Here is a 23,717-nt window from a genome sequence, read left to right on the forward strand (position 1 = left end):
TGCGGCCAATTGTAGGTATTTAATAGTGCGTAACCGCGATAGGTATCAAATATTTAACGTTTTAAACTAAATTTAGTTACGAAGTGAGAGATAGCACACGGAAAAAAGCAAACGTGCAAACGGAAAGGGCTGACGGGGCGCGCTTCGGCCCCGCCAGTATGGGGTGCAACTTAGTGTAACTGGTCGCTTTCGCCGGTGTTACCTGCGTATAACGCGGCGACGTCCATCGCATCAAACACGTAATGGTTGCCGCAATAGTCGCAGTGCATATCGATGTTGCCGTCCTGCTCCAGCATATCGGCCACCTCATCGGTGGGCAGCGTCAGCAGCGCGTCGGCGCAGCGCTGGCGCGAGCAGGTGCAGCGGAATATGACCGGCTGCGGTTCATACAGCGTCACCTCTTCCTGGTGGTACAGGCGGTACAGCACCTCATTGGCCGGCAGAGTGAACAGCTCTTCGTTCTTGATGGTGGCGGTCAGCTGCACCAGGTGATCGAAGTCGTCAGCGTTTTGTTCGTCCTGCGCCGGCAGAACCTGCAGCAGCATGCCGCCGGCGGCCGGCTGGCCGTCAGCCTCGCCGGTGCGAATAAACAGACGGGTCGGCAGCTGTTCCGACTGGCGGAAATAGTTCTCCAGGCACTCGGCCAGGGTTTCGCCTTCCAGCGCCACCACGCCCTGATAGCGCTCGCCCTCGGCCGGGGTAATGGTAATGACCATCACGCCGTTGCCGATCATCTGCTGCAGCGTGCTGCCGTCGGCGATATCGCCCTGCAGGCGCGCCACGCCGCGCATTTCCTGCTGGTTGTTGCCGTTGATCACCGCCAGCTTCAGCGGGCCGTCGCCCTGCAGCTGTACGGTAATATCGCCGTCGAATTTCAGGGTTGCCGTCAGCAGGCTGGTTGCCACCAGCATTTCACCCAGCAGCGCCTGCACCGGGGCAGGGTAGTCGTGGTTTTCCAGAATGTGCCGATAGGTGTCGCTGAGGGTAACCAGCTCACCGCGCACCGCGTAGTTCTCGAACAGGTAACGGTGTAATTGGTCATGATTAGACATAGTTTTCTCTCTGTGAGGCGAGGGGTTATTCCGACTCGCCAAATTTAAATTTAATCAGGGTGCGCCGCTCTTTCTTGTCCGGACGGCGATCCGGATGCGGCATGCTCAGGGCGTTCAGCTTGCGCGCCTGCGCCATCTTTTCCCGGTTGGCGATGCTGGCCGCGGTTTCCTCATACATCAGCTGCGCTTCGCCGGCGCCGCGACGCTGGCCGTTGAGCGCCAGCACGATCACCGTGCGCTCTTCATTTCCCTGACGCAGCTTGATCTCCGCGTTCAGCTCGACGTTCTTGCTGGGCTTGCTGCGCTGACCGTTATAGTGCACCTTGCCGCCGTCGATCATCTCGCGCGCCAGCGAACGGGTTTTATAAAACCGTGCGGCCCACAGCCACTTGTCTAAACGGACGGCGTCGTCGCTCGTCGTTTTTGCTTTCATTCTGGCTCCCGTGCCAGCGCCGGTATCAACTGACGGTAATCGCGCATGGACGGATGACGCTGGAAAGTTTTTTCCGCCATGCTGGAATCCGGATTTTGTACGCCGAGACAATAGCGAATGCCAAACCGGTGCGCGGCGTCCAGAATCGGTTCGCCGTCATCCACGAACAGCGTGCGCTGCGGGTCGAAGCCGATGCGTTGCTGCACCGCTTGCCACAGGCGCTGATCTTCCTTCGGATATCCAAATGTGTGGGTGGAAAGTAATAAATCAAGGTGCCGATCGAGGCCGGTATGCGCAATTTTTACCGCCAGACTGTGCGGGTGCGCATTGGTCAGCAAAATGGCCTGCCGGCCGGAGTCGCGCAGCGCCTGCAGAAACGGCGCGGTATCATCGCGCAGGCGGGCGCGGGAGCCGGCTTCACTGGTCATGGCGTAGATATCCAGATCCAGTCGTGAGCTCCAGTAATCAAAGCAGTACCAGTTCATGGTGTGCTGTACCGCGGCATACTCGGCGTCAATCATTTGGCGGGCCTGGTCGAACGAGATGTCGCGCTGGGCGCTCAGCGCCTGCGGCACCCGCTGCAGCCAAAAGTGGCTGTCGAACTCCAGATCGAGCAGGGTGCCATCCATGTCCAGCAAAACGGTATCTATATTGCGCCAATCAAATTCAGGAACCATGAATACTCCAGCGGCAGGCCTGTGCGCCCATTGTGAAAACGGTGTTTCCGCCCGTCGCACCGGCGGGAAGGGCGGAGAATATAGGGTTAGGGTAGCATAAGCAGATGACAATACGTGAGAACGAGCCGGCGCCGCCGGCCCGTCAGGACTTAGTCCCTGGAATGCAGTGAGACAGGCGTTAGCTGCGGGTTAAAGCAGCTTTCATAATAGCTCTGAATGTCAGCCAGCCGGCGGCGGTTCATCCGCTGACGCTGGATCAAGCGGAACGTATTGTAACCGAGGCCAAACGTCACTCCGATCAACAACAGGCTGGTGCCGAGGTAGCGCCACAGCGTGATGATATCCGGCTCGCTGTGCAGCGCGATATGGCGGGTTCCGTTGGCGTCGGTGCTGAGGCTGGTGATAACGCCCTGCGCTTCAAACGGCGTATGCAGCAAAACGCTGGTCATTCGCTTCAGCGCATTCCACTGCTCCAGCGCATTGTCTTCATTCGGCGTTGCGGCCGGCTGCAGCGTATGGTTCACCAGCTGTTTGCCTTCATCGCTGGAGATCAGGAAACCGCCCGGCGGCGGGCTGTTCAGCGCCGCTGCCGCCTGACGGGTTTCCTGATACACGAAGGAGGAGGTGGCCGATTTGGTCAGCCGTTCCAGGGATTCGGCGCTGACCGGCCGCAGCAGGACGTTGACGCCGTCCAGCGAGCCGGAACGTGCGCGTTTTACCAGGCTGTTCCAGTCTTTGGCGTTGCCAAGGTTCACCAGAGCGTTTTTCAGCCGCACGCAGTCGTTGCTTTCTCCGCACAGGTCACGGGTTTTCAGCACAATATCAGAAAAATCATCCAGCAGAATCATGCCGGACTTTTCGATGGCGCTGGCCAGCTGCGGGTTGATTTTCTGGTCGCTGCCGCTGGGATGCAGCTGGCTGTTGACCGTGGTGAGCAGCGCCGAGGCCTTATCGATAATGTCCGACTCCGGCTGTGGCAGCGGCGCGGCGGTGTTCCAGTAAATGCCCGAGCAGTCGAACGGCATAAAGCCGGCCGCCGAGGCATTGACCGGCGTCGGCGGTACATAGCACATGCCGCTGCCCTGAATCTTCAGGCTGTCGCCGACGTGCAGAGGGATGGTTTCCAGCGCCTGTACGCTGCTGACTTCGGTGCGCTGTGCTCCCTGCAGCCAGGCGACGCTCAGTTTCAGCGGCAGGCCCAGTGGGATATAGCTCAGCAGTAAAATCAGCACCAGCAGCGAGCTGGCGATCAGCGCGGCGTTCTTCCCCCAGTGCTGCAGCGGGAAGTGCTTCATTTCATCATGCAGCGACAGGTAACGCCCCTGACGCACCACCTGGCGGTTGAGGTAGATATCGACGTCGGTAGGCTTGCCCAGATCCGCGCTGACGAACGACTGCCAGTGTGCGGGATACGCCAGGTCGACGGTGCCGAGCGAGATGTTGCTGATCTGCCCCTGACCGGACTCGCCGAACAGCCCCCAGCGCTTCGGCATGCCGCGCAGGCAATGAATCTCTTTCAGTTCATGATCGGCCGGGCGGCGGAACAGGTTCCAGCACCCCCAGGCGATCATCAGCACCGCGACAAAAATCATCCACGGCACCACCAGGACGGGGCTGATCAGGCTGAAGAACAGCAGCAGCAGGGCGGCGGAAATAATGCCGGCTTCCTTCAGGCCGCTGGGTCGGCTGAGCATATGTTCTTCCGGCGTTTCCTTACGGATATTCAGCAGCTCGACATGTTCGCTTTCTTCCTTGCGGATGGAAGCGTTGCGCGCCGGCTCGGCGCTGACGACCGGCGGTAGTGGGCGATCGTTGATATGGTCGGTGAGTGAGTGGCCGTTGAGGGAGATCACCAGCGGCAGCGTTTGCGTTTTGATGATTTCCACGTGGTTGTCGGCGCTGATGTACTGTTCCCAGAACGGCGGCAGGTGCACCTCCTCGGAGTCCAGATAGTAGCGCCATTTGTTTGGCTCATCGCTGGCGAGGCCGTAACGGGTAATCGCGTGGGTAATCGGGTAGACATTGTCGCTTTGCGGGGTCAGCGTCAGCTTACTGGCGGACAGGGGCGAGCTGCTGGGCAGCAGTTTATTGCCCAGCCGGTTTTGCTGACCGAGGTAGTGCTCGACTGCCGCTCGCTCTTCCGACGTCAACTTGCGGTGCGTCGGTTTGAGGAAGGGCAATGAACGGGCCAGTACCGGCCGGTTGCGAGCTTTAAACCAAAAATACAGGCCAGCGATTATCAGACAGGCAAGCACTAAGGCCAATATCAACACTATTGTGCTCATGCTATCCCCATATTACGCCATGACTCCCGTCAACCTGATGATAAAGTTGCCTATTATATGCAGTAAATCAGAGTGGGGCAGCTGCGGCGCCGGCAAAAATGAAAAAACGCACGGTTAAACAAACCCCAATCTTGCACGATGATAGCAAGGGGTGACCATTGCTAATATCGGCATTGTCCTATTTTAACACGATTTATTTGCTGAATTAGCGTAGAAAAAAGGCATCCGCTGGCCGAGGTTGTTAAAAAAAAGTAAATTTAAGACGGTGTGCGTTGCGGCCAGGGTTCCCATTAACGCACAATGTGATCAAGATCGACAATGGTCAGCGTTTAAGCCTGTCGCTAACGGCATGCCCGCCAATCATTATTCCGGTTACCCTCGCCTCAACCGAATTTGGAGAGTATAGGGGAACGCATTTTGAGGCAATCATGGATAAACACCTGCAAAAACCTAAAATCCTGAAGGTAGAAACCATCGCACGTTCGCGCTTGTTTAACGTTGAATCTGTCGATCTGGAGTTCAGCAACGGTGTGCGGCGAGTATACGAACGTATGCGGCCTTCCGACCGTGAAGCGGTGATGATTGTGCCGGTAATTGGCGACGACCTGCTGTTGATTCGCGAGTATGCGGTCGGCACGGAATCCTATGAGCTGGGGTTCCCGAAGGGGCTGATCGACCCGGGTGAAGAGGTGCTGGAAGCCGCCAACCGCGAATTGATGGAAGAGGTGGGTTTCGGAGCGGAGCGCTTTGATTTCCTCAGCAAGTTAACCATGGCGCCGTCCTATTTCTCCAGCAAGATGAATATCGTGCTGGCACACGATCTGTACCCGCAAAAGCTGGAAGGGGACGAGCCGGAGCCGCTGCCGCAGGTGCGTTGGCCCATTGCCAATATGATGGCGCTGTTGGCGGAACCGGATTTTCGCGAGGCGCGTAACGTCAGCGCGTTGTTCCTGGCCGAGGCCTTCCTGCGCGGCGGCCGTTAAACGGCCGCACGCGATGTTTATCGCCTGACACAGCGCAAATAAAAAGGGCCAGATTTCTCTGGCCCTTGTTTATGGTTAGAACAGTTCGTGGCTTTCGCCGCCGGAATCCATCAGGGTGGTGCCGGCATCGTAGGTCGGGTACTCCGTTGGCTGCGTGCCTTCGATAAAGTACTCGGAACGGCTGCCGGCGCCGCCTTTCGACAGTTTGCCGGTGCTCTTGTCGATAATAACGCTGATAATGCCCTGCGGCGGCGTGGCTTTCTGCTCCGGAATGCCTTCCAGCGCAATCTTCATAAACTCATCCCACGCCGGCTGCGCGCTCTTCGCACCGCCTTCGCCGCCGGAAATCTGGTCCGGAATGGCGCCGGAGGCCGTTGAGCGACCCAGGGTGCGGCGGTGGTCATCAAAGCCGATCCAGACGGTGGTGACCGTATCCGGGCCATAGCCGGAGAACCAGGCGTCTTTCGAGCTGTTGGTGGTGCCGGTTTTGCCGCCGATATCACGACGTTTCAGATCGCGGCCGGCGCGCCAGCCGGTGCCCATCCAGCCCGGTTCGCCGTAGATGTTGCTGTTCAGCGCATCGTGGATCAGGAATGACAGCGGCGTGTTGATCACGTGCGGCGCATACTGCTGATCGCCGTCCTGCAGCACCTGGGCCGGGGTAACCTGCTCCAGCTTCGGCATTGGCACGCCGGCGTTGTTGTTGTCTTCCTGTGAGACCGCCACGTTTTCCACGTTATCGTCCGACAGCACCGCCGAACGGTGGGTGTCGCCGTAAATCACCGGCAGGTTACAGCTGTTGCAGACCACTTTCGGCTTGGCTTCAAAAATGGTGTTGCCGGTTTCATCTTCGATATGCGTGATGAAGTACGGATCCACCAGATAACCGCCGTTCGCCAGCACGGCGTAGCCGCGCACCAGCTGCATCGGGGTGAAGGAGGCGGAACCCAGCGCCAGCGACTCTGAATGCACGATGTTTTGCGCCGGGAAGCCGAAACGCTGCAGATATTCAGCCGCGTAGTCGACGCCCATCGCACGCATGGCGCGCACCATCACCACGTTCTTCGACTGCCCCAGACCTTGACGCAGACGGATTGGACCGACGTAGGTAGGCGGCGAGTTCTTCGGCCGCCATTCGGTGCCGGAGCCGGCATCCCAGCGGGTGACCGGCAGGTCGTTCAGGATCGTGGCCAGCGTTAAGCCTTTATCCATCGCCGCGGTATACAGGAACGGCTTGATATTGGAGCCGACCTGACGCAGCGCCTGGGTGACACGGTTGAACTTGCTCTGGTTGAAGTCGAAACCGCCGACCAGCGCTTTCACGGCGCCGTCATGCGGATTCAGCGATATCAGCGCGGAGTTAACGTCCGGCACCTGCGACAGCCACCAGGCATCGTTAACCTTACGCACCCAGACCTGCTGGCCAACCTGCACCACATCGGTCACGCGCTTCGGCGTCGGGCCTTGCAGCGTGTCGGATTTGTAAGGGCGCGCCCAGCGCATGCCCGCCATCGGCAGAGCGATGCTGCTGCCGTCCGCCAGCATGGCGGTTGCCTGCTCGGCATTGGCGGCGGTGATCACCGCCGGCGCCAGCGGGCCGTAGTTTGGCAGGCCTTTGAGCGAGGTGGTGATTTGCTTCTGATCCCAGGCGGCTTCGCCGACTTTCCACAGCACATTGGACGGGCCGCGGTAGCCGTGGCGCATATCGTACGCCAGCACGTTGTCGCGTACCGACTGCTGTGCCGCCAGCTGCAGCTTCTTGGTGACGGTGGTATAGACCTTGTAGCCGTCGGTGTAGGCGTTTTCACCGTAACGCTTGATCATTTCCTGGCGCACCATCTCAGCGAGATAAGGGGCGGAGAAACTGATCTGCGGCGCGTGGTAGTTGGCCACCAGCGGCTCGTTACGCGCTTCGTCGTATTGCGCCTGATTGATGTAATGTTCGCCCAGCATACGGGCCAGCACCACATTACGGCGCGCTACGGCGCGATCGTGCGAGTAGAGCGGGTTAAAGGTGGACGGCGCCTTCGGCAGCCCGGCGATGGTGGCGATTTCGCTCAGGGTCAGCTGGCTGACGTCTTTGCCGAAATAGACCTGCGCCGCAGCGCCAACGCCGTAGGAGCGGTAACCCAGATAAATTTTGTTCAGATACAGCTCAAGAATCTCATCTTTCGTCAGCATCTGCTCAATGCGCACCGCCAAAAACGCTTCCTTAATCTTACGCATCAGCGTGCGTTCCGGACTCAGGAAGAAGTTTCTGGCGAGCTGTTGGGTGATGGTGCTCGCCCCTTGGGACGCGTGGCCGGAGACCATCGCCACCGAGGCGGCGCGGAAGATACCGATTGGGTCAACGCCGTGGTGCTCATAGAACCGGCTGTCTTCGGTGGCGATAAAGGCGCGCACCATCACCGGCGGAATTTGATCCAGTTTGAGCGGAATACGGCGCTTCTCGCCGTATTGGGCGATCAGTTCGCCATCGGCACTGTAGACCTGCATCGGGATTTGCAGTCGGACATCTTTCAGCGTTGCAACGTCGGGCAGCTGTGGCTCGACATATTTGTACAAGCCAAAAACCGAGGCTGCTCCCAGCACGATGCAACATACTGCAAGGATTAGAAAATACTTTACGAACTTCACCTGAGATTTCCCATTTTTATGTCATTTGGGCAGTTTATAAACAACCGCGCGGTAGTATAAAGGTAAGGCTTCGCCATGGATATGTTCTTTTATCATCTTACCTTAAGGAGACGGGTCAAAATATGTTCCCGAACACATGGAATGTGGGGCTCGACATACAGAGCAACAGCCTGCGCGCAATCGCGGCACAGCGGCGCCGCGGCGGCTGGCAGCTGCGGCATTGGTGGCAAAAAAATTTGCCGCATGCCGTATTGCGCGACGGTTATCTGGATCAATCCGAAAGTTTAGTTCCGTTGCTGCGGCAGTGGCGAATCCGCTTGCCGCGACATATTTCCTTACGCATTGCCTTACCTGTGCAACGGGTTTTACAACATGTCATACCGGCGCCGGATGTACGTCTGCAGGAGCCGGCGCGCGATCGCTATATCACCGCGCAGGGGGCGAAACAGTTTCCGCTCGACAGTCAGACGTTGGCGCTGGACTACCGTCCGCCGCAGGAGCAGACGGCGCAACTGTTGCTCACCGCCGCCCGCCAGCAGGAGCTGCAGATGTGGCTGCGCTGCCTGCAGCAGGCCGATCTCTCGCCGCAGGTGGTGGATATCACGCCCTGTGCGCTGTTAACCATGGCTGAGGCCGCCGGGCTGCCGCCCGATGCTGTTTTGCTGCATCGGCTGGACGATCACTGGCTGTGGGCGGCGCCGCGCAGCGCCGCCTTCGCCTGCGGCGTGCTGCGCGAGCCGGAGGCAGGTGATGCCGAACGGGCGTTAGCGGCCGCGTTGGCCGCTAACGCAGGAGCGGAGACGCTGTATTACAGCAGCGTGTTGGACGAACCTGCGCCGGAGGGCGCGCTGTTGTGGTCGCCGCTTGACGCTTTCCCTTATCGGCAGGCGCCGTTACCTGCAAAACCAGGGGCTTTTGTGCTGGCCGGCGGGCTGGCGTTGCGGCAGGAGGATTGCTGATGTATCAGGTTAACTTACTGCCCTGGCGTCAGCAGGCACAGCGTCGCCGTGCACGGCTCTGGCTGCGTTTGCTGACGCTGCAGCTGGTGTTGGCGCTGACGATTGCCGCGGTAATGCTGGCAGGCGTACGCCACCGGCAGCAGCAACAGCGCAGTCTGCTGCTGCAATACACGCAGCGGTATGAAGCGTTGCAGCAACAGTACCGGCTGATTCAGACGGCGACGGGCGAACTGGCGCGGCTGAGTGCACGTCAGGCGCAACATCGCCGCAATCAAAGCCATAATTTGCAGTATGCGCGCTTTTTGCCGCAGCTGGCGGCGGCATTGCCGGCCAGCGTATGGCTGCTCTCTCTGGAAACACAGGCGCATACCCTGCGGCTGCGCGGATTGAGCCAGGGCTATCCGGCGTTGGTTCAGTTGACGCACCGTCTGACGACGCAGGCGCTGTTGCCCGATCACCGGTTGACGGACGTCGCGCAACGTTCGGACGGCCTGTTCTCTTTTACCTTGACGGCGCCCTGGGGGCGTGATGAGTAGGCCGCTGCCTGACGGGCTTATCCTTTGGCTGCAGCGTCCGGGGTGGCAACTGTTGGCGTTGCAGTGGCTGCTGCTCGGCATTCTGCTGGTGCTGCCAGGGCTGGGCCTGATCCGCGGGGAGTGGCGGCAGTTGGAACGGTTAAGCGATGACGCCCGGCAGCAGGCGCAGCGCGTGGGGCAACTGCAGCGGCGGCTGGCGTCGCTGTCGCCGCTGGCGAGGCTGGAACAACAGATAGCGCAGCAACGGGAGCAATGGCCGACCGAACCGGAGCTGTCGGCGGTGCTGCAGCGGGCCGGCGTCAGGCTGTTGCGTTGGCAGCGGCAGGAACAGCCGGCGCAGCAGCGGCTGCGGTTACGCAGCGACTACTTCTCTTTGCTGCAGCTGCTGGAAAGTTTGCCGGGTACGGTACGCATCAGCCAGTTATCTCTGGAGATGCAGCCGGAAGGATTGAGTGCGGAATGGCTGTTGCAATAACGCGCTGCGGCTGGCTGGCGCTGGCGTTGGCGCCCGCGTTGTGGGCTGCACAGCCGCGCGATCCTTTCCAACCGCCTGCCGTATCCTGCCCCGGCACCGGCGCGTCGCCCGGACGATGGCGGCTGACGGGCATTATCGGCCAGGCGGATCGCCGCCTGGGTTGGGCCATCACGCCGGAAAAGCGCTGGCTGCGGCTACAGCTGCAGCAACGGGTGCTGAACGGGGACTGGCAGGTGACGCATATTGGCGTACAGACGCTGAGGCTGCAGCCCGTGGCGACCGATGCGCTCTGTCCGCCGGTTGCCGGCGATGTCACGCTGGTTTTGGGGAATAATAAGGAAGCAATATGAAGGGATGCAAAAGCTTGGCGGGGCTGCTGTGCGCGTTATCGTTCGGCGTCATGGCGGCGGCGCGGGACGATGCCCCGGTTTCTCTGGCGTTTCATGATGCGCCGATCGCACTGGTGCTGCAGGCCTTGGCAGATTATCAGCAACTGAATTTGGTGACGGCGGAGACGGTGAACGGTAACCTGACGCTGCGGTTGGAAGAGGTGCCGTGGCGGCAGGCGCTGGCGGTGATTTTGCGGATGGGGAAACTGAATATGACGCTCGACGGCAAGGTGATGACAGTTTTTCCGGCCGAAGAGGCGCCGCCGCCGCTACAGACGCTGACGCAGCGGCTGAATCATGCTGAAGCGGCGGCGATCTCGCAGAGTTTACAGACGCAGCGCGGCGCGCTGTTGAGCGAGCGCGGCAGTGTCGTGGTGGATCAACGCACCAACACCCTGATGATTCGCGACGAGGCGCCGGCGCTGAAGGTGCTGGCAGGCTGGTTGCAGCAGATGGATCAGCCGCTGGAGCAGGTGCAGCTGGCGGCGCATATCGTCACTATCGGCAGTGAGGATTTGCGTGAGCTGGGCGTCAGTTGGGGGCTGGCAGATGAAGCACTGCCGGCTAAAGCGCTGCGGCTCGACAACTTTAGCGTTGGTTTGCCGTTGGAGCGCAGCGCGATAAGCGCGGGGTTTCACTTGGCGCGCATCAGCGGACGCATCCTGGATTTGGAGCTGACGGCGCTGGAACAGGAAAATGCGCTGGAGATTATCGCCAGCCCGCGCCTGGTCACCGCCAACCAGCAAACCGCCAGCATCAAACAGGGGACGGAAATTCCGTATGAAGTGTCCAGCGGCGCCAGCGGTGCGACATCGGTGGAATTTAAAGAGGCGGTGCTGGGGATGGAGGTTACGCCGAAGATTTTGCCTAACGGCCGTATCGCGCTGAAGCTGCAGATCAGCCAGAACATGCCCGGCCGCGCGATCAAGCAGGGAGAGGGGGAAGTCCTGGCGATCGACAAGCAGGAGATAAAAACGCAGGTGACGGTAAAAAACGGCGAAACCATCGTGTTGGGCGGCATATTCCAGCGGCAAAGCAGCCGCAGCGCCGACAAGGTGCCGGGATTGGGCGATGTACCGCTGCTGGGCTCGCTGTTTAAACGCAGCGGCACACAGTATAAAAAGCGGGAGCTGGTGATTTTTATCACGCCAACCTTGGTTAAAGGTTGAGCACTCAGCGGCCTCGCCGATGAAAATCTGCAGAAGTTGATGAGCAGATGCACTTTTTTCTCGCCACAGAGACATCTGAGTTTGACGCTGCGGCCGATTTAGCTTACAAGGGTTACCGAATTGAGCTCCGAGGTTTTTTTGTTAACGCTCAGACGCCGTTAAAAACATATGGTTTCCCTCCCGCGGCGTGGATAGCGATTTATTCGGTTGCCAAACTACCAAGAGTGTTGAGATAATTTTTCGTCTGATCTCGCACTATCGCTCATGAGGTTTCAGTTTAGGTCCCGCCGCTGATTTGATTGGCGGGGCGGGTTATCATTAACGAATTGTCTTAGTAATACCGAAAAACATGGCAGAGAAACGCAATATCTTTCTGGTTGGGCCTATGGGTGCCGGCAAAAGCACTATTGGCCGTCAGTTAGCTCAGCAACTCAATATGGAGTTCTTCGACTCCGATCAAGAAATTGAGCGACGTACCGGAGCTGACGTGGGCTGGGTATTCGACGTGGAAGGCGAAGAAGGTTTCCGCGATCGTGAAGAAAAAGTCATTAATGAACTGACGGAAAAGCAAGGGATTGTGCTGGCGACCGGCGGTGGTTCGGTGAAATCGCGTGAGACGCGTAACCGTCTGTCGGCGCGAGGTGTCGTTGTTTATTTAGAAACCACCATCGAAAAACAGTTGGCTCGTACCCAGCGTGATAAAAAACGTCCGCTGCTGCAGGTTGATGAGCCGCCGCGTGAGGTGCTGGAAGCGCTGGCAAAGGAACGCAATCCGTTGTACGAAGAAATCGCCGATGTCACTATCCGTACCGACGATCAAAGCGCTAAAGTAGTTGCCAACCAGATTATCAATATGCTGGAAAACAACTGATTGCGTTCCCCGCGCCGCGATGCGGGGATCAACCACATTGGGGAACTGGGCGCGATATGGAAAGAGTTACCGTAACGCTTGGGGAGCGTAGCTACCCGATTACCATTGCTGCCGGATTGTTTAACGATCCGGCTTCTTTTATGCCGCTGAAGGCGGGCGATCAGGTGATGCTGGTCACTAACCAGACACTGGCGCCGCTGTATCTGGAGCAGGTGCGTAACGTGCTTGAACAGAGCGGCGTGGTGGTTGATCAGGTGATTCTGCCGGATGGCGAACAGTATAAATCCCTTGCGGTGCTGGAACAGGTGTTCTCGGCGCTGCTGGCTAAACCCCATGGCCGCGACACCACCCTGGTCGCCCTTGGCGGCGGCGTTATCGGCGACCTGACCGGGTTTGCCGCGGCCTGCTACCAGCGCGGCGTCCGTTTTATTCAGGTGCCGACCACGCTGCTGTCGCAGGTGGACTCCTCCGTTGGCGGGAAAACCGCCGTCAATCATCCGCTCGGTAAAAACATGATCGGCGCGTTCTATCAGCCGGCTTCGGTCGTGGTTGATCTGGACTGCCTGAAGACGTTACCGGCGCGCGAGCTTTCATCCGGTCTGGCGGAAGTGATCAAGTATGGGATTATTCTTGATGCTGATTTCTTCCGTTGGCTGGAAAATAATATCGATGCGTTGGTCGCGCTGGATATGCAGGCGCTGGCATACTGCATTCGTCGCTGCTGCGAACTGAAAGCGCAGGTGGTTGCCGCCGATGAGCGTGAAAGCGGCCTGCGCGCCCTGCTGAATCTGGGCCATACCTACGGCCACGCGATTGAGGCGGAGCTGGGTTACGGCGTCTGGCTGCACGGCGAAGCCGTGGCGGCCGGCATGATGATGGCGGCGCACACTGCGCATCGGCTGGGACAGTTTTCCGAGCAGGATATTGCGCGCGTCAGCACTTTGCTGCAGCGTGCGGGTCTGCCGGTGACCGGGCCGCAGGAGATGACGCCGGCGGCGTATCTGCCGCATATGATGCGCGACAAGAAGGTGCTGGCCGGTGAACTGCGCCTGGTGTTGCCGACGGCGATCGGCGCAGCGGAAGTCCGCAGCGGCGTTGCGCATGATACGGTATTGGCGTCGATCGAAGATTGTTTGCCGCAGTAAGTCGCTTCCTCTGATAAACGGCCGGTTCGCTGGCGGTGCTGTAAAAGAAGAGGCAATAACAGTGGCTTAGCCGCGGTTTGCATCTATATTATTAATCATGCGAATGGGTTTTGCCCGATTACCATGATTTGAGTTAATCGGCTGTATCGCCGTCGCTTTACCGTGATACGCCCCAGGTGGCTGGTGCTACGCAAGGCGGCCAGCCTGCGGGGTAACAGCCTTTACCTCTCAGTTGGAGGGTTTTAGATGGATGAATTTAAACCGGAAGACGATCTCCGACCCGATAGCAGCGATCGTCCTTCCTCACGGTCGCGTAAAGCGGCCCCCGGCCCGCGTTTAGCTGTTTCACGTCAGCATCTGATGATCGGCATCGGCATCCTGGTGCTGCTGCTGCTGATTATCGGGATCGGCTCTGCGCTGAAAGCGCCGACCAAACACGAATCCGCGCAGCAGCAGGGCAATCAGTCCGGTTCGGCGCGCGACATCAATCTGTCCGGTTCCTCATCGTTGACCACGACGAACAATGGCGTTCCGGGCGGCACCACCGATGCCAATGACGCCAACGGCGTGAATACGACTCAGCCGCAGCAGCCGCAAGAGATCAGCGTACCGCCGATTTCCGGCACGCCGACCGAGGCGCAGCCACAGCCGCAACAGGGCGGTGCGCAGCAACGCGTGGATCTGCCCGGCAATATGAATGACGCGCTGTCTGCACAGCAAGGACAGGTTGATACCGCCACGCAAGGCATGACGGGCGGCAGTTCAACGCTGCCGACGGCGCCGGCGACGGTAATGGGCGGTTCGAACGCTCCGCATGAAACCACGCGCCCGGTGCAGAGCCATACCGCGCAGCCGCATAAAACGCCGGCGAAGAGCGCCAGCAAACCGGCCGCCTCGACGCATAAATCAAGCAGCAGCAAAGCCTCTGCATCGGCCTCTTCCGGTAAGTCTGCTGCGGTCAGCGGCAGCGGCGGCGCTATCCAGTCTGCGCCGGCCAGCCACTTCACGCTGCAGCTGAGCAGCGCGTCCCGTTCCGATACCCTGAACGCGTTTGCCAAACAGCAGAAGCTGCCGAACTATTCCGTGTATCAAACCACGCGCAACGGTAAACCGTGGTTCGTGCTGGTGAGCGGCGTTTACGCCTCTTCCGGGGAAGCGAAGCGCGCCATTGCGTCATTGCCTGCGGACGTGCAGGCGAAAAAACCTTGGGTTCGTTCTGTACGCCAGGTACAACAGGACCAGAAAAAGTAATCTGACAGCTTTCAGGCTGCCGTCCTGCGCCATGCGACGACCTTGGGTCCGAGCGATGGCCGGGCGGCGGCCTGCAGGATGAAGGGTATAAATCATTTTAATTTGTGCGCTGATGTGCTGTCTGAAACAGAGTACAATCCGCCGCTCTGAATTGTATAAGTAGCTAACTGACGGCATGAAGAAGAACCGCGCTTTTTTAAAATGGGCTGGTGGAAAATACCCGCTGGTAGATGAGATTCGTCGCCATCTGCCGGAAGGGGACTGCTTAATCGAGCCCTTCGTGGGTGCGGGGTCGGTGTTTTTGAATACCGATTACGATGCCTATATTCTCGCCGATATCAACAGCGATCTTATCAACCTGTATAACATCGTGAAGCTGCGTACGGATGACTTCGTACGCGATGCCCGCATTCTGTTCGCCGATGAATTCAATAACTCGGATCAGTTTTACCTGCTGCGCGAAGAGTTTAATACTAGCCGGGACGCGTACCGCCGGGCGTTATTGTTCCTGTATCTGAACCGCCACTGTTACAACGGCCTGTGCCGCTATAACCTGCGCGGCGAGTTCAACGTGCCGTTCGGCCGTTACAAAAAGCCTTACTTCCCCGAGGAAGAGCTGTACTGGTTTGCGGAAAAATCGCGCAATGCCACCTTTGTCTGTGAGCATTACCGCGATACCATGCTGAAGGCGACCGCCGGTGCGGTGGTGTACTGCGATCCGCCGTATGCGCCGCTGTCGGCGACGGCGAATTTTACCGCCTATCACACCAACAGCTTCAGCCTGGACGATCAGCAGGGGCTGGCGCAGATTGCGCATCAGCTGTCAGTTGAGCATCAGGTGCCGGTATTGATCTCTAACCACGATACCGAACTGACGCGCGACTGGTACCAGCATGCTGCGCTGTATGTGGTGAAAGCCCGCCGCACCATCAGCCGTAATATTCTGGGCCGCAGCAAGGTGAACGAGCTTTTGGCGCTGTATCGCTAAGCCGGAAAGAAGCAGGCCCCCGGCGTATCATAACTACCCCTACGTTTGGAGAAGCGGATGAAAAAGAGTTTGATTGCCCCGTCCATTCTGTCGGCAGATTTTGCCCGCCTGGGCGAGGACACGGCGAATGTCTTGGCCGCCGGTGCCGATGTGGTGCATTTCGATGTAATGGATAACCATTACGTCCCGAACCTGACCATCGGCCCGATGGTGTGTCAGGCGCTGCGCAACTACGGCATCACCGCGCCGATTGACGTTCATCTGATGGTGAAGCCGGTCGATCGCATTATCCCGGATTTCGCCAAGGCCGGCGCCAGCTACATCTCTTTCCATCCTGAAGCTTCCGAACATGTCGATCGCACCATCCAACTGATCAAAGAGCACGGCTGTAAGGCCGGGCTGGTGTTCAACCCGGCCACGCCGCTGAGCTATCTTGACTACGTGATGGATAAGCTTGACGTGATTTTGCTGATGTCGGTCAACCCGGGCTTTGGCGGCCAGTCATTTATCCACGGTACGCTGGATAAGCTGCGCCAGGTGCGCAAGCTGATTGATGACAGCGGCTACGATATCCGTCTGGAAGTGGACGGCGGGGTGAAGGTTGATAACATTGCCGAAATCGCCGCTGCGGGCGCCGATATGTTCGTCGCCGGTTCCGCCATCTTCGGCCAGCCGGACTATCGCACGGTGATCGACGCCATGCGCAGCGAACTGGCGAAAGTCACCCATGGCTGATTTCAACGCCATCCGCGCCCTGGCGTTTGACCTGGACGGTACGCTGGTTGACAGTGCGCCGGGCCTGGCCGCGGCGATGGACCGGGCGCTGGCGGAGATGAATCTGCCGCAGCCGGGCATTGAACGGGTCAGCACCTGGATCGGCAACGGCGCCGATGTCCTGGTGCAGCGGGCGCTGCGCTGGGCCGAGGTCGAAGAGACGCCGGAACAGTGCCGGCAACTGCGTGAACGTTTCGATCGCTGCTATGCCGACACGGTTGCCGACGGCAGCCGCCTGTTCCCGCAGGTGCGGCAGACGCTGGCGCAGCTGGCGGAGTACGGCATGCCGATGGCGCTGGTGACTAACAAGCCGACGCCGTTTGTCGCGCCGCTGCTGCGTTCGCTGGGGATTGCCGACTACTTTTCGCTGATTATCGGCGGCGATGACGTGGTTGAGAAAAAGCCGCATCCGGCGCCGCTGTACCTGGTGCTCGGCAAGCTGGGTCTGCGGGCCGGCGAGCTGTTGTTCGTCGGCGACTCGCGCAATGATATTCAGGCGGCACAGGCGGCGGGGTGCCTGAGCGTCGGCCTGACGTATGGTTATAACTACGGTGAAGCGATAGCCCTGAGCCATCCCGACCGCGTGTTGGAACGCTTCGCCGATCTGTTGCCCGTTCTTGGGCGGTCATCTTTAGAGAATCAGGAAATTTAAACATGAGTAAGCCCATCGTATTTAGCGGCGCGCAGCCGTCCGGCGAATTGACCATTGGCAACTACATGGGTGCGCTGCGTCAGTGGGTTCATATGCAGGATGATTACGACTGCATCTACTGCATCGTCGATCTGCATGCGATTACCGTACGTCAGGACGCGGCAAAGCTGCGTGAAGCGACGCTGAATACGCTGGCGCTGTATCTGGCCTGCGGCATCGATCCGAACAAAAGCACCATCTTTGTTCAGTCGCACGTACCGGAGCACACGCAGCTGAGCTGGGCGCTGAACTGCTACACCTATTTCGGTGAACTGAGCCGTATGACTCAGTTCAAGGACAAGTCCAGTCGCTATGCGGAAAACATCAACGCCGGCCTGTTCGATTATCCGGTGCTGATGGCGGCAGACATTCTGCTGTATCAGACCAACCAGGTGCCGGTAGGCGAAGACCAGAAACAGCACCTGGAGCTGAGCCGCGATGTGGCATCGCGCTTTAACGCGCTGTATGGCGATATCTTCAAGGTGCCGGAGCCGTTTATCCCGAAATCCGGCGCGCGCGTGATGTCGCTGCAGGAGCCGACCAAGAAGATGTCCAAGTCGGACGATAACCGCAACAACGTTATCGGTCTGCTGGAAGATCCGAAAGCGGTCACCAAAAAAATCAAACGGGCGATGACCGACTCCGATGAGCCGCCGGTCATTCGTTACGACGTGGCCAATAAGGCAGGGGTCTCCAATCTGTTGGATATCCTGTCCGGCGTGACCGGCAAGTCAATTGCCGAGCTGGAAGCCGAGTTCGAAGGCCAGATGTACGGCCACCTGAAAGGCGCGGTTGCCGAGGCGGTGTCCGGCATGCTGGGCGAGCTGCAGGAGCGTTACCATCGTTTCCGCAACGACGAGGCCTATCTGCAGCAGGTGATGCGTGACGGTGCGGCCAAAGCGCGCGCACGTGCACAGGAAACGTTGAACAAAGTCTATGAAGCGATCGGCTTTGTGGCGCACCCGTAACCTCAGGGCGTCAGACAGCAAAAAGGCCGGGCATTTGCCCGGCCTTTGTCATTTTTAACCCGTTGTCAGGCCATTTTCGCCAGCTCCGGCGCGGCTTCACGGCTGGCGAACCAGTTCAGTTGACTGCGCAGGCTGACGACGCTGCCGACAATAATCAGGCTCGGGCTGGCCGCCTGCTGCGCCAGCGCCGGCAACTGCCGCAGTTCGCCTTCGAGAACTCGCTGACGACGGCTGGTGCCGTTTTCCACCAGTGCTACCGGCGTATCGGCGGCCATACCGTGTGCGACCAGCTGCCTCTGAATCTCTCCCGCCTGCGACAGACCCATATAGAACACCAGCGTCTGCTGGCCGGCGGCCAGCGTGGCCCAGTCGAGATCGCCGTCGCTTTTGGCATGGCCGGTGATCAGACGGACGCTTTGCGCATGGTCGCGGTGGGTCAGGGGAATGCCGCTGTAAGCTGAGCAGCCGGAGGCGGCGGTGATGCCCGGCACCACGGAAAACGGAATACCGCCCGCTGCCAGCGTCTCCAATTCCTCGCCGCCGCGGCCGAAGATAAACGGGTCGCCGCCTTTCAGACGCACCACGCGTTTACCGTTTTGCGCCTGCTCCAGCAGAATCTGGTTAATCTGCGCCTGCGGCACACAGTGATCGCCGGCGCGCTTGCCGACAAAAATGCGTTCGGCGTCGCGGCGCACCAGCGCCATCACGTCATCAGAAACCAGACGGTCGTAAACCACCACATCGGCCTGCTGTATCTGCTGCAGGCCTTTCAGCGTCAGCAGACCGGCATCGCCCGGCCCGGCGCCCACCAGCACCACTTCACCGCCGGCGTGAGTCTGGCTGGCGAACAGCGCTTCGGTGTGGCTGGTGATCATGGCGTCATCGTTATTGGCCAGCGACTGCGCCAGCCGGTCGTGGGCAAACAGCCGCTCCCAGAAACGACGGCGATCTTCAGGCCGTGCAAAGCGCTGTTTTACGCGCTGGCGCAGCGTACCGCCCCATTGCGCCAGACGGCCGAGGTGCTGCGGCAGCGTGGCCTCCAGTTTTTCACGCAGCAGACGCGCCAGCACCGGCGCTTTCCCGCCGGACGAAACGGCGACCATGATTGGCGAGCGGTCGATAATCGACGGCATGATAAAGCTGGCGCGTTTAGGATCGTCCACCACGTTGCAAAACACCCGCTGCTGATTGGCGCACTGATACACCAGCGCGTTGACCTCCACCCGGTCGGTGGCGGCAATCACCAGCCACTGCTCCGCCAGCAGTTCGGCGCGGAAGTCGCCGCCGATCAGCGTGACCTGTCCCTGTTCGGCCCAGCGCTGAAACTGCTCGTTGAACGCCGGTGCGTTGACCGTCAGCTGTGCGCCGGCATCCAGCAGCAACCGCGCCTTGCGCTCGGCGACGTCACCGCCGCCGACCAGCAGGCAGGCTTTATGTTGCAGTTGGCAGAAAATGGGTAGGTAATCCATCAGCAATTCCTCTGGGCGGGGCCAGGGGCGCCGCGTACGGCGCCCGGGATAAGTCGGTAATTATGCGGTCTGACGTGCGCGCTTGCTATCCCCCTGCGGGCGCTGTGCGCGCGGGGTGGCGTACCAGTAGCCAAGCCCCATCAGAATCATGCCGGAAACCATATTGCCCAGCGTGACCCACAGCAGGTTATGGCCGATGCCGCCGAGCGTATAGGCTTCGCCGTGCTGGCCGAACCAGGAGAGCGCGAACAGCGTCATATTGGCGACCGAGTGTTCGTAGCCGGAGGCGATAAACGCCAGCAGACACCACCAGATGGCGATAAATTTCGCCGCGCCCTCAACGCGCAGCGCCATCCAGATCGCCAGGCAGACCAGCCAGTTGCACAGGATGCCCTTAAAGAACAGCACGTCCGCCGGCGCGGTGGTTTTCGCCAGCGCTACGCTGTGCACCAGACTGGTGTCTACCGGCAGCAGGCTGCCGCCGCCATAATAGTACATCAAGGCGACCAGCACCGACCCCAGCAGGTTACCGAGCCAGGTCTGCGGCAGCACCGTCCACATCTGCCCCTGTGAGATGGCGCCGGCTTTGACGCCGAGCGTCAGGAACATGGTGTGGCCGGTAAACAGTTCGGAACCGGCGATAATCACCAGCGTCAGCGCGATGCCGAAGGTGGCGCCCATCACCAGCGGACGCACGGACGGATCCACCAGATTGCCGAGGGTGAAAATCAGGATGATGCCAAGGCCCACATAGGCGCCGGCCATGGCGGAGGCGATCCAAAAACCGAGCGGGCTCTCCTTCGCCAGTTTGACGATGCGCGCCGCGTTGGCGGCGCATTTGTTGATGGTGTCGGTAAACATAGGCTGTTCCCAGAAGGTTAGAATATTGTTATGCCGCCGCCACCTGCACCACGCCGTCGACCACCCGGCTGGCGAAGTGCGCCACTGAATGTGCCTCATCCTCCATACAGCGGCCGTCATGCAGGCGGAAACGCTGTTTTTTCAGCGGACTGGCGACCCACAGCTCGCCCTGATGTTCGGCGATCAGGCCGCGCGACAGCACGCTGGCCTGGGCGAAGGGATCGATATTGCTGATGGCGAACACCTGTTCATCGGCGTAGGGGCGGAAGACCGCCACCTGCTGTTCGCCAATCAGGGCGCAGACGCCGGTGCCGGGCAGGATATCGGCGACGGGACAGACGGTGATCCACGGGCTCATGCGTTGTTCTCCTCGGTTTCCAGTACGGTGACGGGGATGCGCTCGTCCGGGCGGGCCGGGCGGTGCTGGTCACGTTCGGCGATCATCTGCACGTTCGGGTCGCGCAGGCTACTGTTGATAAAGTGGGCGAAGCGTACCTGCAGCTCCGGATGCGCAACGGTTTCGCTCCATTCGCAGATCACCGCGTCGCGCAGGCGCAGAATTTCCGCTTCCAGCTGCGCGTTGATGCCCAGTTTGTCGTCGATAATCACCTGGCGCAGATAGTCGATGCCGCCTTCCAGGCTTTCCAGCCACAGCGAGGTGCGCTGCAGTTTGTCGGCGGTGCGGATGTAGAACATCATAAAGCGGTCCAGATAGCGCACCAGCGTATCGCGGTCGAGGTCGGCCGCCAGCAGGTCGGCGTGGCGCGGCTTCATGCCGCCGTTGCCGCAGACATACAGGTTCCAGCCGTTTTCGGTGGCGATAATGCCGACGTCCTTACCCTGCGCTTCGGCGCATTCGCGGGTGCAGCCGGAGACGCCGAACTTCATTTTGTGCGGCGTGCGGATGCCTTTGTAGCGGTTTTCCAGCTCGACGCCGAAGCCGACGCTGTCGCCGACGCCGTAGCGGCACCAGGTGCTGCCGACGCAGGTTTTCGCCATGCGCAGCGCCTTGGCGTAGGCGTGACCGGTTTCAAAGCCGGCGGCGATCAGTTTCTCCCAGATGGCCGGCAGATCGTTTTTCTGCGCGCCGAACATGCCGATACGCTGCGAACCGGTGATCTTGGTGTAGAGGCTGTACTCGCTGGCGATCTCGCCGATGGCCCGCAGACCCTCCGGCGTAATCTCGCCGCCGGCGGAGCGTGGGATCACCGAGTAGGTGCCGTCTTTCTGGATATTGCCGAGGAAATTGTCGTTGGTATCCTGCAGCGGGGTGTGTTGCGGTTTGAGGACGTACTCATTCCAGCAGGAGGCCAGCAGCGAACCGACGGTCGGCTTGCACACTTCGCAGCCGTAGCCTTTGCCGTATTTCGCCAGCAGCTCATCAAAGGATTTGATGCCTTCAACGCGGATCAGGTGGTACAGCTCCTGGCGCGAGTAGGCGAAATGTTCGCACAGGTGGTGGTTAACCTCGATGCCCTGCTTGCTGAGCTCGGCGTTCAGCACCTGGGTAATCAGCGGAATACAGCCGCCACAGCCGGTGCCAGCCTTGGTTTCCGCCTTGATGGCGGCGACGGTATGGCAGCCCATGCTCACCGCCTTGATAATATCGCCTTTGCTGACGTCAAAGCAGGAGCAGATTTGTGCGCTTTCCGGCAGGGCGTCCACGCCGATGGCCGGTTTGCTGCCGGCGTGCGCCGGCAGGATCAGGCTGTCCGGGTTCTCCGGCAGTTCGATGCCGTTCAGCGCCAGCTGCAGCAGATTGCCGTAATCGCTGGTGTCGCCGACCAGTACTGCGCCCAGCAGGGTTTTATTATCGGCGCTGACCACCAGGCGTTTATACACCTCTTTGCTTTCGTCCAGATATACGTAGCTGCGGGCGCCTGCTGTACGGGCGTGTGCATCGCCGATGCCGCCCACGTCCACCCCCAGCAGTTTCAGCTTGGCGCTCATATCCGCGCCGAGGAAGGTGTTGTCGCGCCCCAGCAGATGGTCAGCGGTTACCTGTGCCATTTTGTAGCCCGGCGCCACCAGGCCAAAGGTGCGCTCCTGCCAGGAGGCGCATTCGCCGATGGCGTAGACATCCGGGTCGGACGTCTGGCATTGATCGTTGATCACGATGCCGCCGCGGCGTGCGGTAGCCAGCCCGCACTGGTGCGCCAGCTTGTCCTGTGCGCGGATGCCGGTGGAGAAGACGATAAAGTCGACTTCCAGCTCGCTGCCGTCGGCAAACTGCATGGTTTTACGCGCCTGCTGACCGCCGTTGACGATCTCGCGGGTGTTTTTGCCGGTGTGCACTTGAACGCCCATGCGTTCGATCTTGCGGCGCAGTTGATCGCCGCCCATCGGATCGAGCTGTTCGGCCATCAGCACCGGCGCGAATTCGATCACATGGGTTTCGATGCCCAGGCTTTTCAGCGCGCCGGCGGCTTCCAGCCCCAGCAGACCGCCGCCGACTACCGCGCCGCGCTTGCTGCGGCGGGCGCAGGCTTCAATCGCGTTGAGGTCTTCGATGGTGCGGTAAACGAAGCAATCCTGGCTTTCCGCGCCCTTGATGGGGGGGATCCACGGGTAGGAGCCGGTGGCCATGATCAGTTTGTCGTAAAACACCGTGCGGCCGGTGTTGGAGTGAATCACCTTCTCGCTGCGGTTGATGGTAATGGCGCGTTCGCCGACCAGCACCTTGACGCCGGATTTCTCGTAAAAACCTTCGCGTACCAGCGACAGCTCTTCGGCGGTATGGTGGGAAAAGTAGGAAGAAAGGTGTACGCGGTCGTAAGCGATACGCGGTTCTTCGCAAAAAACGGTGATGTCGAACTGGTCGGGGTCTGCCTTTTCCAGCAGATCTTCGATAAAGCGGTGGCCGACCATGCCGTTACCGATGACAGCGAGTTTGACTCTGCTCATGATTGCCTCAAAAATTCTGGTTTCCTGCGCTTACCTTATTCCTCCCGCCGTACGGCTTATTGATGTAAATCAAGTCTACTCCCATATACCTCTAAGGTGTTATATTACTGATTTTTATCGTTATTTGATAAGTTGCGGTTTTCATTCAACTTTAGCTGAATCGAGCCAGTTTGATGGTTGTCGCACTATTTTTCGCCGTT

General features: G+C 59.7%; 22 protein-coding genes. 13 read left to right on the forward strand and 9 right to left on the reverse strand.

From position 1 onward, the window contains the following. Window positions 1-170: 170 nt before the first annotated feature. From hslO to FO014_RS11215, 4 genes are all read right to left on the reverse strand, one after another. The gene (gene hslO, locus FO014_RS11200) at window positions 171-1,052 is read right to left on the reverse strand and encodes an Hsp33 family molecular chaperone HslO (protein WP_105232938.1); all 882 of its coding nucleotides are present in this window, start codon (window positions 1,050-1,052) and stop codon (window positions 171-173) included. 25 nt (window positions 1,053-1,077) lie between these two features. Continuing rightward, the gene (gene hslR, locus FO014_RS11205; protein WP_105232937.1) at window positions 1,078-1,485 is read right to left on the reverse strand and encodes a ribosome-associated heat shock protein Hsp15; all 408 of its coding nucleotides are present in this window, start codon (window positions 1,483-1,485) and stop codon (window positions 1,078-1,080) included. Next, window positions 1,482-2,162, reverse strand: a complete 681-nt coding sequence (gene yrfG / locus FO014_RS11210; RefSeq protein ID WP_160029600.1) for a GMP/IMP nucleotidase — start codon at window positions 2,160-2,162, stop codon at window positions 1,482-1,484. Before yrfG ends, hslR begins: the two co-directional genes overlap by 4 nt. Before the next feature lie 149 nt (window positions 2,163-2,311). Next, complete coding sequence (locus FO014_RS11215) at window positions 2,312-4,447, reverse strand: intracellular growth attenuator family protein (protein ID WP_160029601.1); 2,136 nt, start codon at window positions 4,445-4,447, stop codon at window positions 2,312-2,314. Window positions 4,448-4,875: 428 nt separating this feature from the next. Here FO014_RS11215 and nudE point away from each other — a divergent pair, with 428 nt between their 5' ends. Further along, window positions 4,876-5,430 carry an ADP compounds hydrolase NudE gene (nudE, locus tag FO014_RS11220; RefSeq protein ID WP_105232934.1) on the forward strand — a complete coding sequence of 185 codons (555 nt, stop codon included), beginning with the start codon at window positions 4,876-4,878 and terminating at the stop codon, window positions 5,428-5,430. A gap of 75 nt (window positions 5,431-5,505) precedes the next feature. Here the strand turns inward: nudE and mrcA are convergent, their stop codons facing one another. Then, a complete protein-coding gene (mrcA, locus tag FO014_RS11225; RefSeq protein WP_105232933.1) occupies window positions 5,506-8,067 on the reverse strand; it encodes a peptidoglycan glycosyltransferase/peptidoglycan DD-transpeptidase MrcA in 2,562 nt (853 codons plus the stop codon). 122 nt (window positions 8,068-8,189) lie between these two features. On the opposite strand from mrcA, the gene pilM reads away from it, so the two are divergent. From pilM to trpS, 12 genes are all read left to right on the forward strand, one after another. Then, entirely contained in the window at window positions 8,190-9,026 is an 837-nt protein-coding gene (gene pilM / locus FO014_RS11230) for a type IV pilus biogenesis protein PilM (protein WP_160029602.1), read from the forward strand. Beyond that, window positions 9,026-9,562: a PilN domain-containing protein gene (locus FO014_RS11235; RefSeq protein WP_160029603.1), complete on the forward strand. Its 537-nt coding sequence runs from the start codon at window positions 9,026-9,028 to the stop codon at window positions 9,560-9,562. The genes pilM and FO014_RS11235 overlap by 1 nt, the downstream gene beginning before the upstream one ends. Then, window positions 9,555-10,037, forward strand: coding sequence for a hypothetical protein (locus FO014_RS11240; RefSeq protein WP_160029604.1), 483 nt, complete (start codon window positions 9,555-9,557; stop codon window positions 10,035-10,037). Before FO014_RS11235 ends, FO014_RS11240 begins: the two co-directional genes overlap by 8 nt. After that, window positions 10,022-10,387 (forward strand): HofP DNA utilization family protein, encoded by a 366-nt coding sequence (locus FO014_RS11245; protein ID WP_160029605.1) that lies wholly within the window; start codon window positions 10,022-10,024, stop codon window positions 10,385-10,387. The genes FO014_RS11240 and FO014_RS11245 overlap by 16 nt, the downstream gene beginning before the upstream one ends. Continuing rightward, the gene (hofQ, locus tag FO014_RS11250; RefSeq protein ID WP_160029606.1) at window positions 10,384-11,595 is read left to right on the forward strand and encodes a DNA uptake porin HofQ; all 1,212 of its coding nucleotides are present in this window, start codon (window positions 10,384-10,386) and stop codon (window positions 11,593-11,595) included. Before FO014_RS11245 ends, hofQ begins: the two co-directional genes overlap by 4 nt. Before the next feature lie 349 nt (window positions 11,596-11,944). After that, window positions 11,945-12,466, forward strand: a complete 522-nt coding sequence (aroK, locus tag FO014_RS11255) for a shikimate kinase AroK (RefSeq protein WP_015962198.1) — start codon at window positions 11,945-11,947, stop codon at window positions 12,464-12,466. A 56-nt stretch (window positions 12,467-12,522) separates the two neighbouring features. Continuing rightward, entirely contained in the window at window positions 12,523-13,611 is a 1,089-nt protein-coding gene (gene aroB, locus FO014_RS11260; RefSeq protein ID WP_160029607.1) for a 3-dehydroquinate synthase, read from the forward strand. A gap of 246 nt (window positions 13,612-13,857) precedes the next feature. Then, window positions 13,858-14,862: an SPOR domain-containing protein gene (locus FO014_RS11265; RefSeq protein WP_160029608.1), complete on the forward strand. Its 1,005-nt coding sequence runs from the start codon at window positions 13,858-13,860 to the stop codon at window positions 14,860-14,862. A gap of 175 nt (window positions 14,863-15,037) precedes the next feature. Continuing rightward, complete coding sequence (dam, locus tag FO014_RS11270; protein ID WP_160029609.1) at window positions 15,038-15,850, forward strand: adenine-specific DNA-methyltransferase; 813 nt, start codon at window positions 15,038-15,040, stop codon at window positions 15,848-15,850. 57 nt (window positions 15,851-15,907) lie between these two features. After that, complete coding sequence (gene rpe, locus FO014_RS11275; RefSeq protein WP_160029610.1) at window positions 15,908-16,585, forward strand: ribulose-phosphate 3-epimerase; 678 nt, start codon at window positions 15,908-15,910, stop codon at window positions 16,583-16,585. Further along, complete coding sequence (locus FO014_RS11280; protein ID WP_160029611.1) at window positions 16,578-17,276, forward strand: phosphoglycolate phosphatase; 699 nt, start codon at window positions 16,578-16,580, stop codon at window positions 17,274-17,276. Before rpe ends, FO014_RS11280 begins: the two co-directional genes overlap by 8 nt. Window positions 17,277-17,278: 2 nt before the next feature. Next, a complete protein-coding gene (trpS, locus tag FO014_RS11285) occupies window positions 17,279-18,283 on the forward strand; it encodes a tryptophan--tRNA ligase (RefSeq protein ID WP_105232923.1) in 1,005 nt (334 codons plus the stop codon). A gap of 65 nt (window positions 18,284-18,348) precedes the next feature. On the opposite strand, the gene cysG is transcribed toward trpS, so the two are convergent. The 4 genes from cysG to nirB are packed head-to-tail and all read right to left on the reverse strand — an operon-like array spanning window position 18,349 to window position 23,517. Next, a complete protein-coding gene (cysG, locus tag FO014_RS11290; RefSeq protein WP_160029612.1) occupies window positions 18,349-19,752 on the reverse strand; it encodes a siroheme synthase CysG in 1,404 nt (467 codons plus the stop codon). Between the two features lie 60 nt (window positions 19,753-19,812). After that, on the reverse strand, window positions 19,813-20,613 hold the full coding sequence (nirC, locus tag FO014_RS11295; protein WP_105232921.1) for a nitrite transporter NirC: 801 nt from the start codon (window positions 20,611-20,613) through the stop codon (window positions 19,813-19,815). 28 nt (window positions 20,614-20,641) lie between these two features. Continuing rightward, a complete protein-coding gene (gene nirD, locus FO014_RS11300) occupies window positions 20,642-20,971 on the reverse strand; it encodes a nitrite reductase small subunit NirD (protein ID WP_105232920.1) in 330 nt (109 codons plus the stop codon). Continuing rightward, a complete protein-coding gene (gene nirB / locus FO014_RS11305) occupies window positions 20,968-23,517 on the reverse strand; it encodes a nitrite reductase large subunit NirB (protein ID WP_160029613.1) in 2,550 nt (849 codons plus the stop codon). The genes nirD and nirB overlap by 4 nt, the downstream gene beginning before the upstream one ends. Window positions 23,518-23,717: the final 200 nt, after the last annotated feature.

The sequence above is a fragment of the Serratia rhizosphaerae genome (assembly GCF_009817885.1).
In the GTDB taxonomy this organism is placed as follows: Bacteria; Pseudomonadota; Gammaproteobacteria; order Enterobacterales; family Enterobacteriaceae; genus Serratia_B; species Serratia_B rhizosphaerae.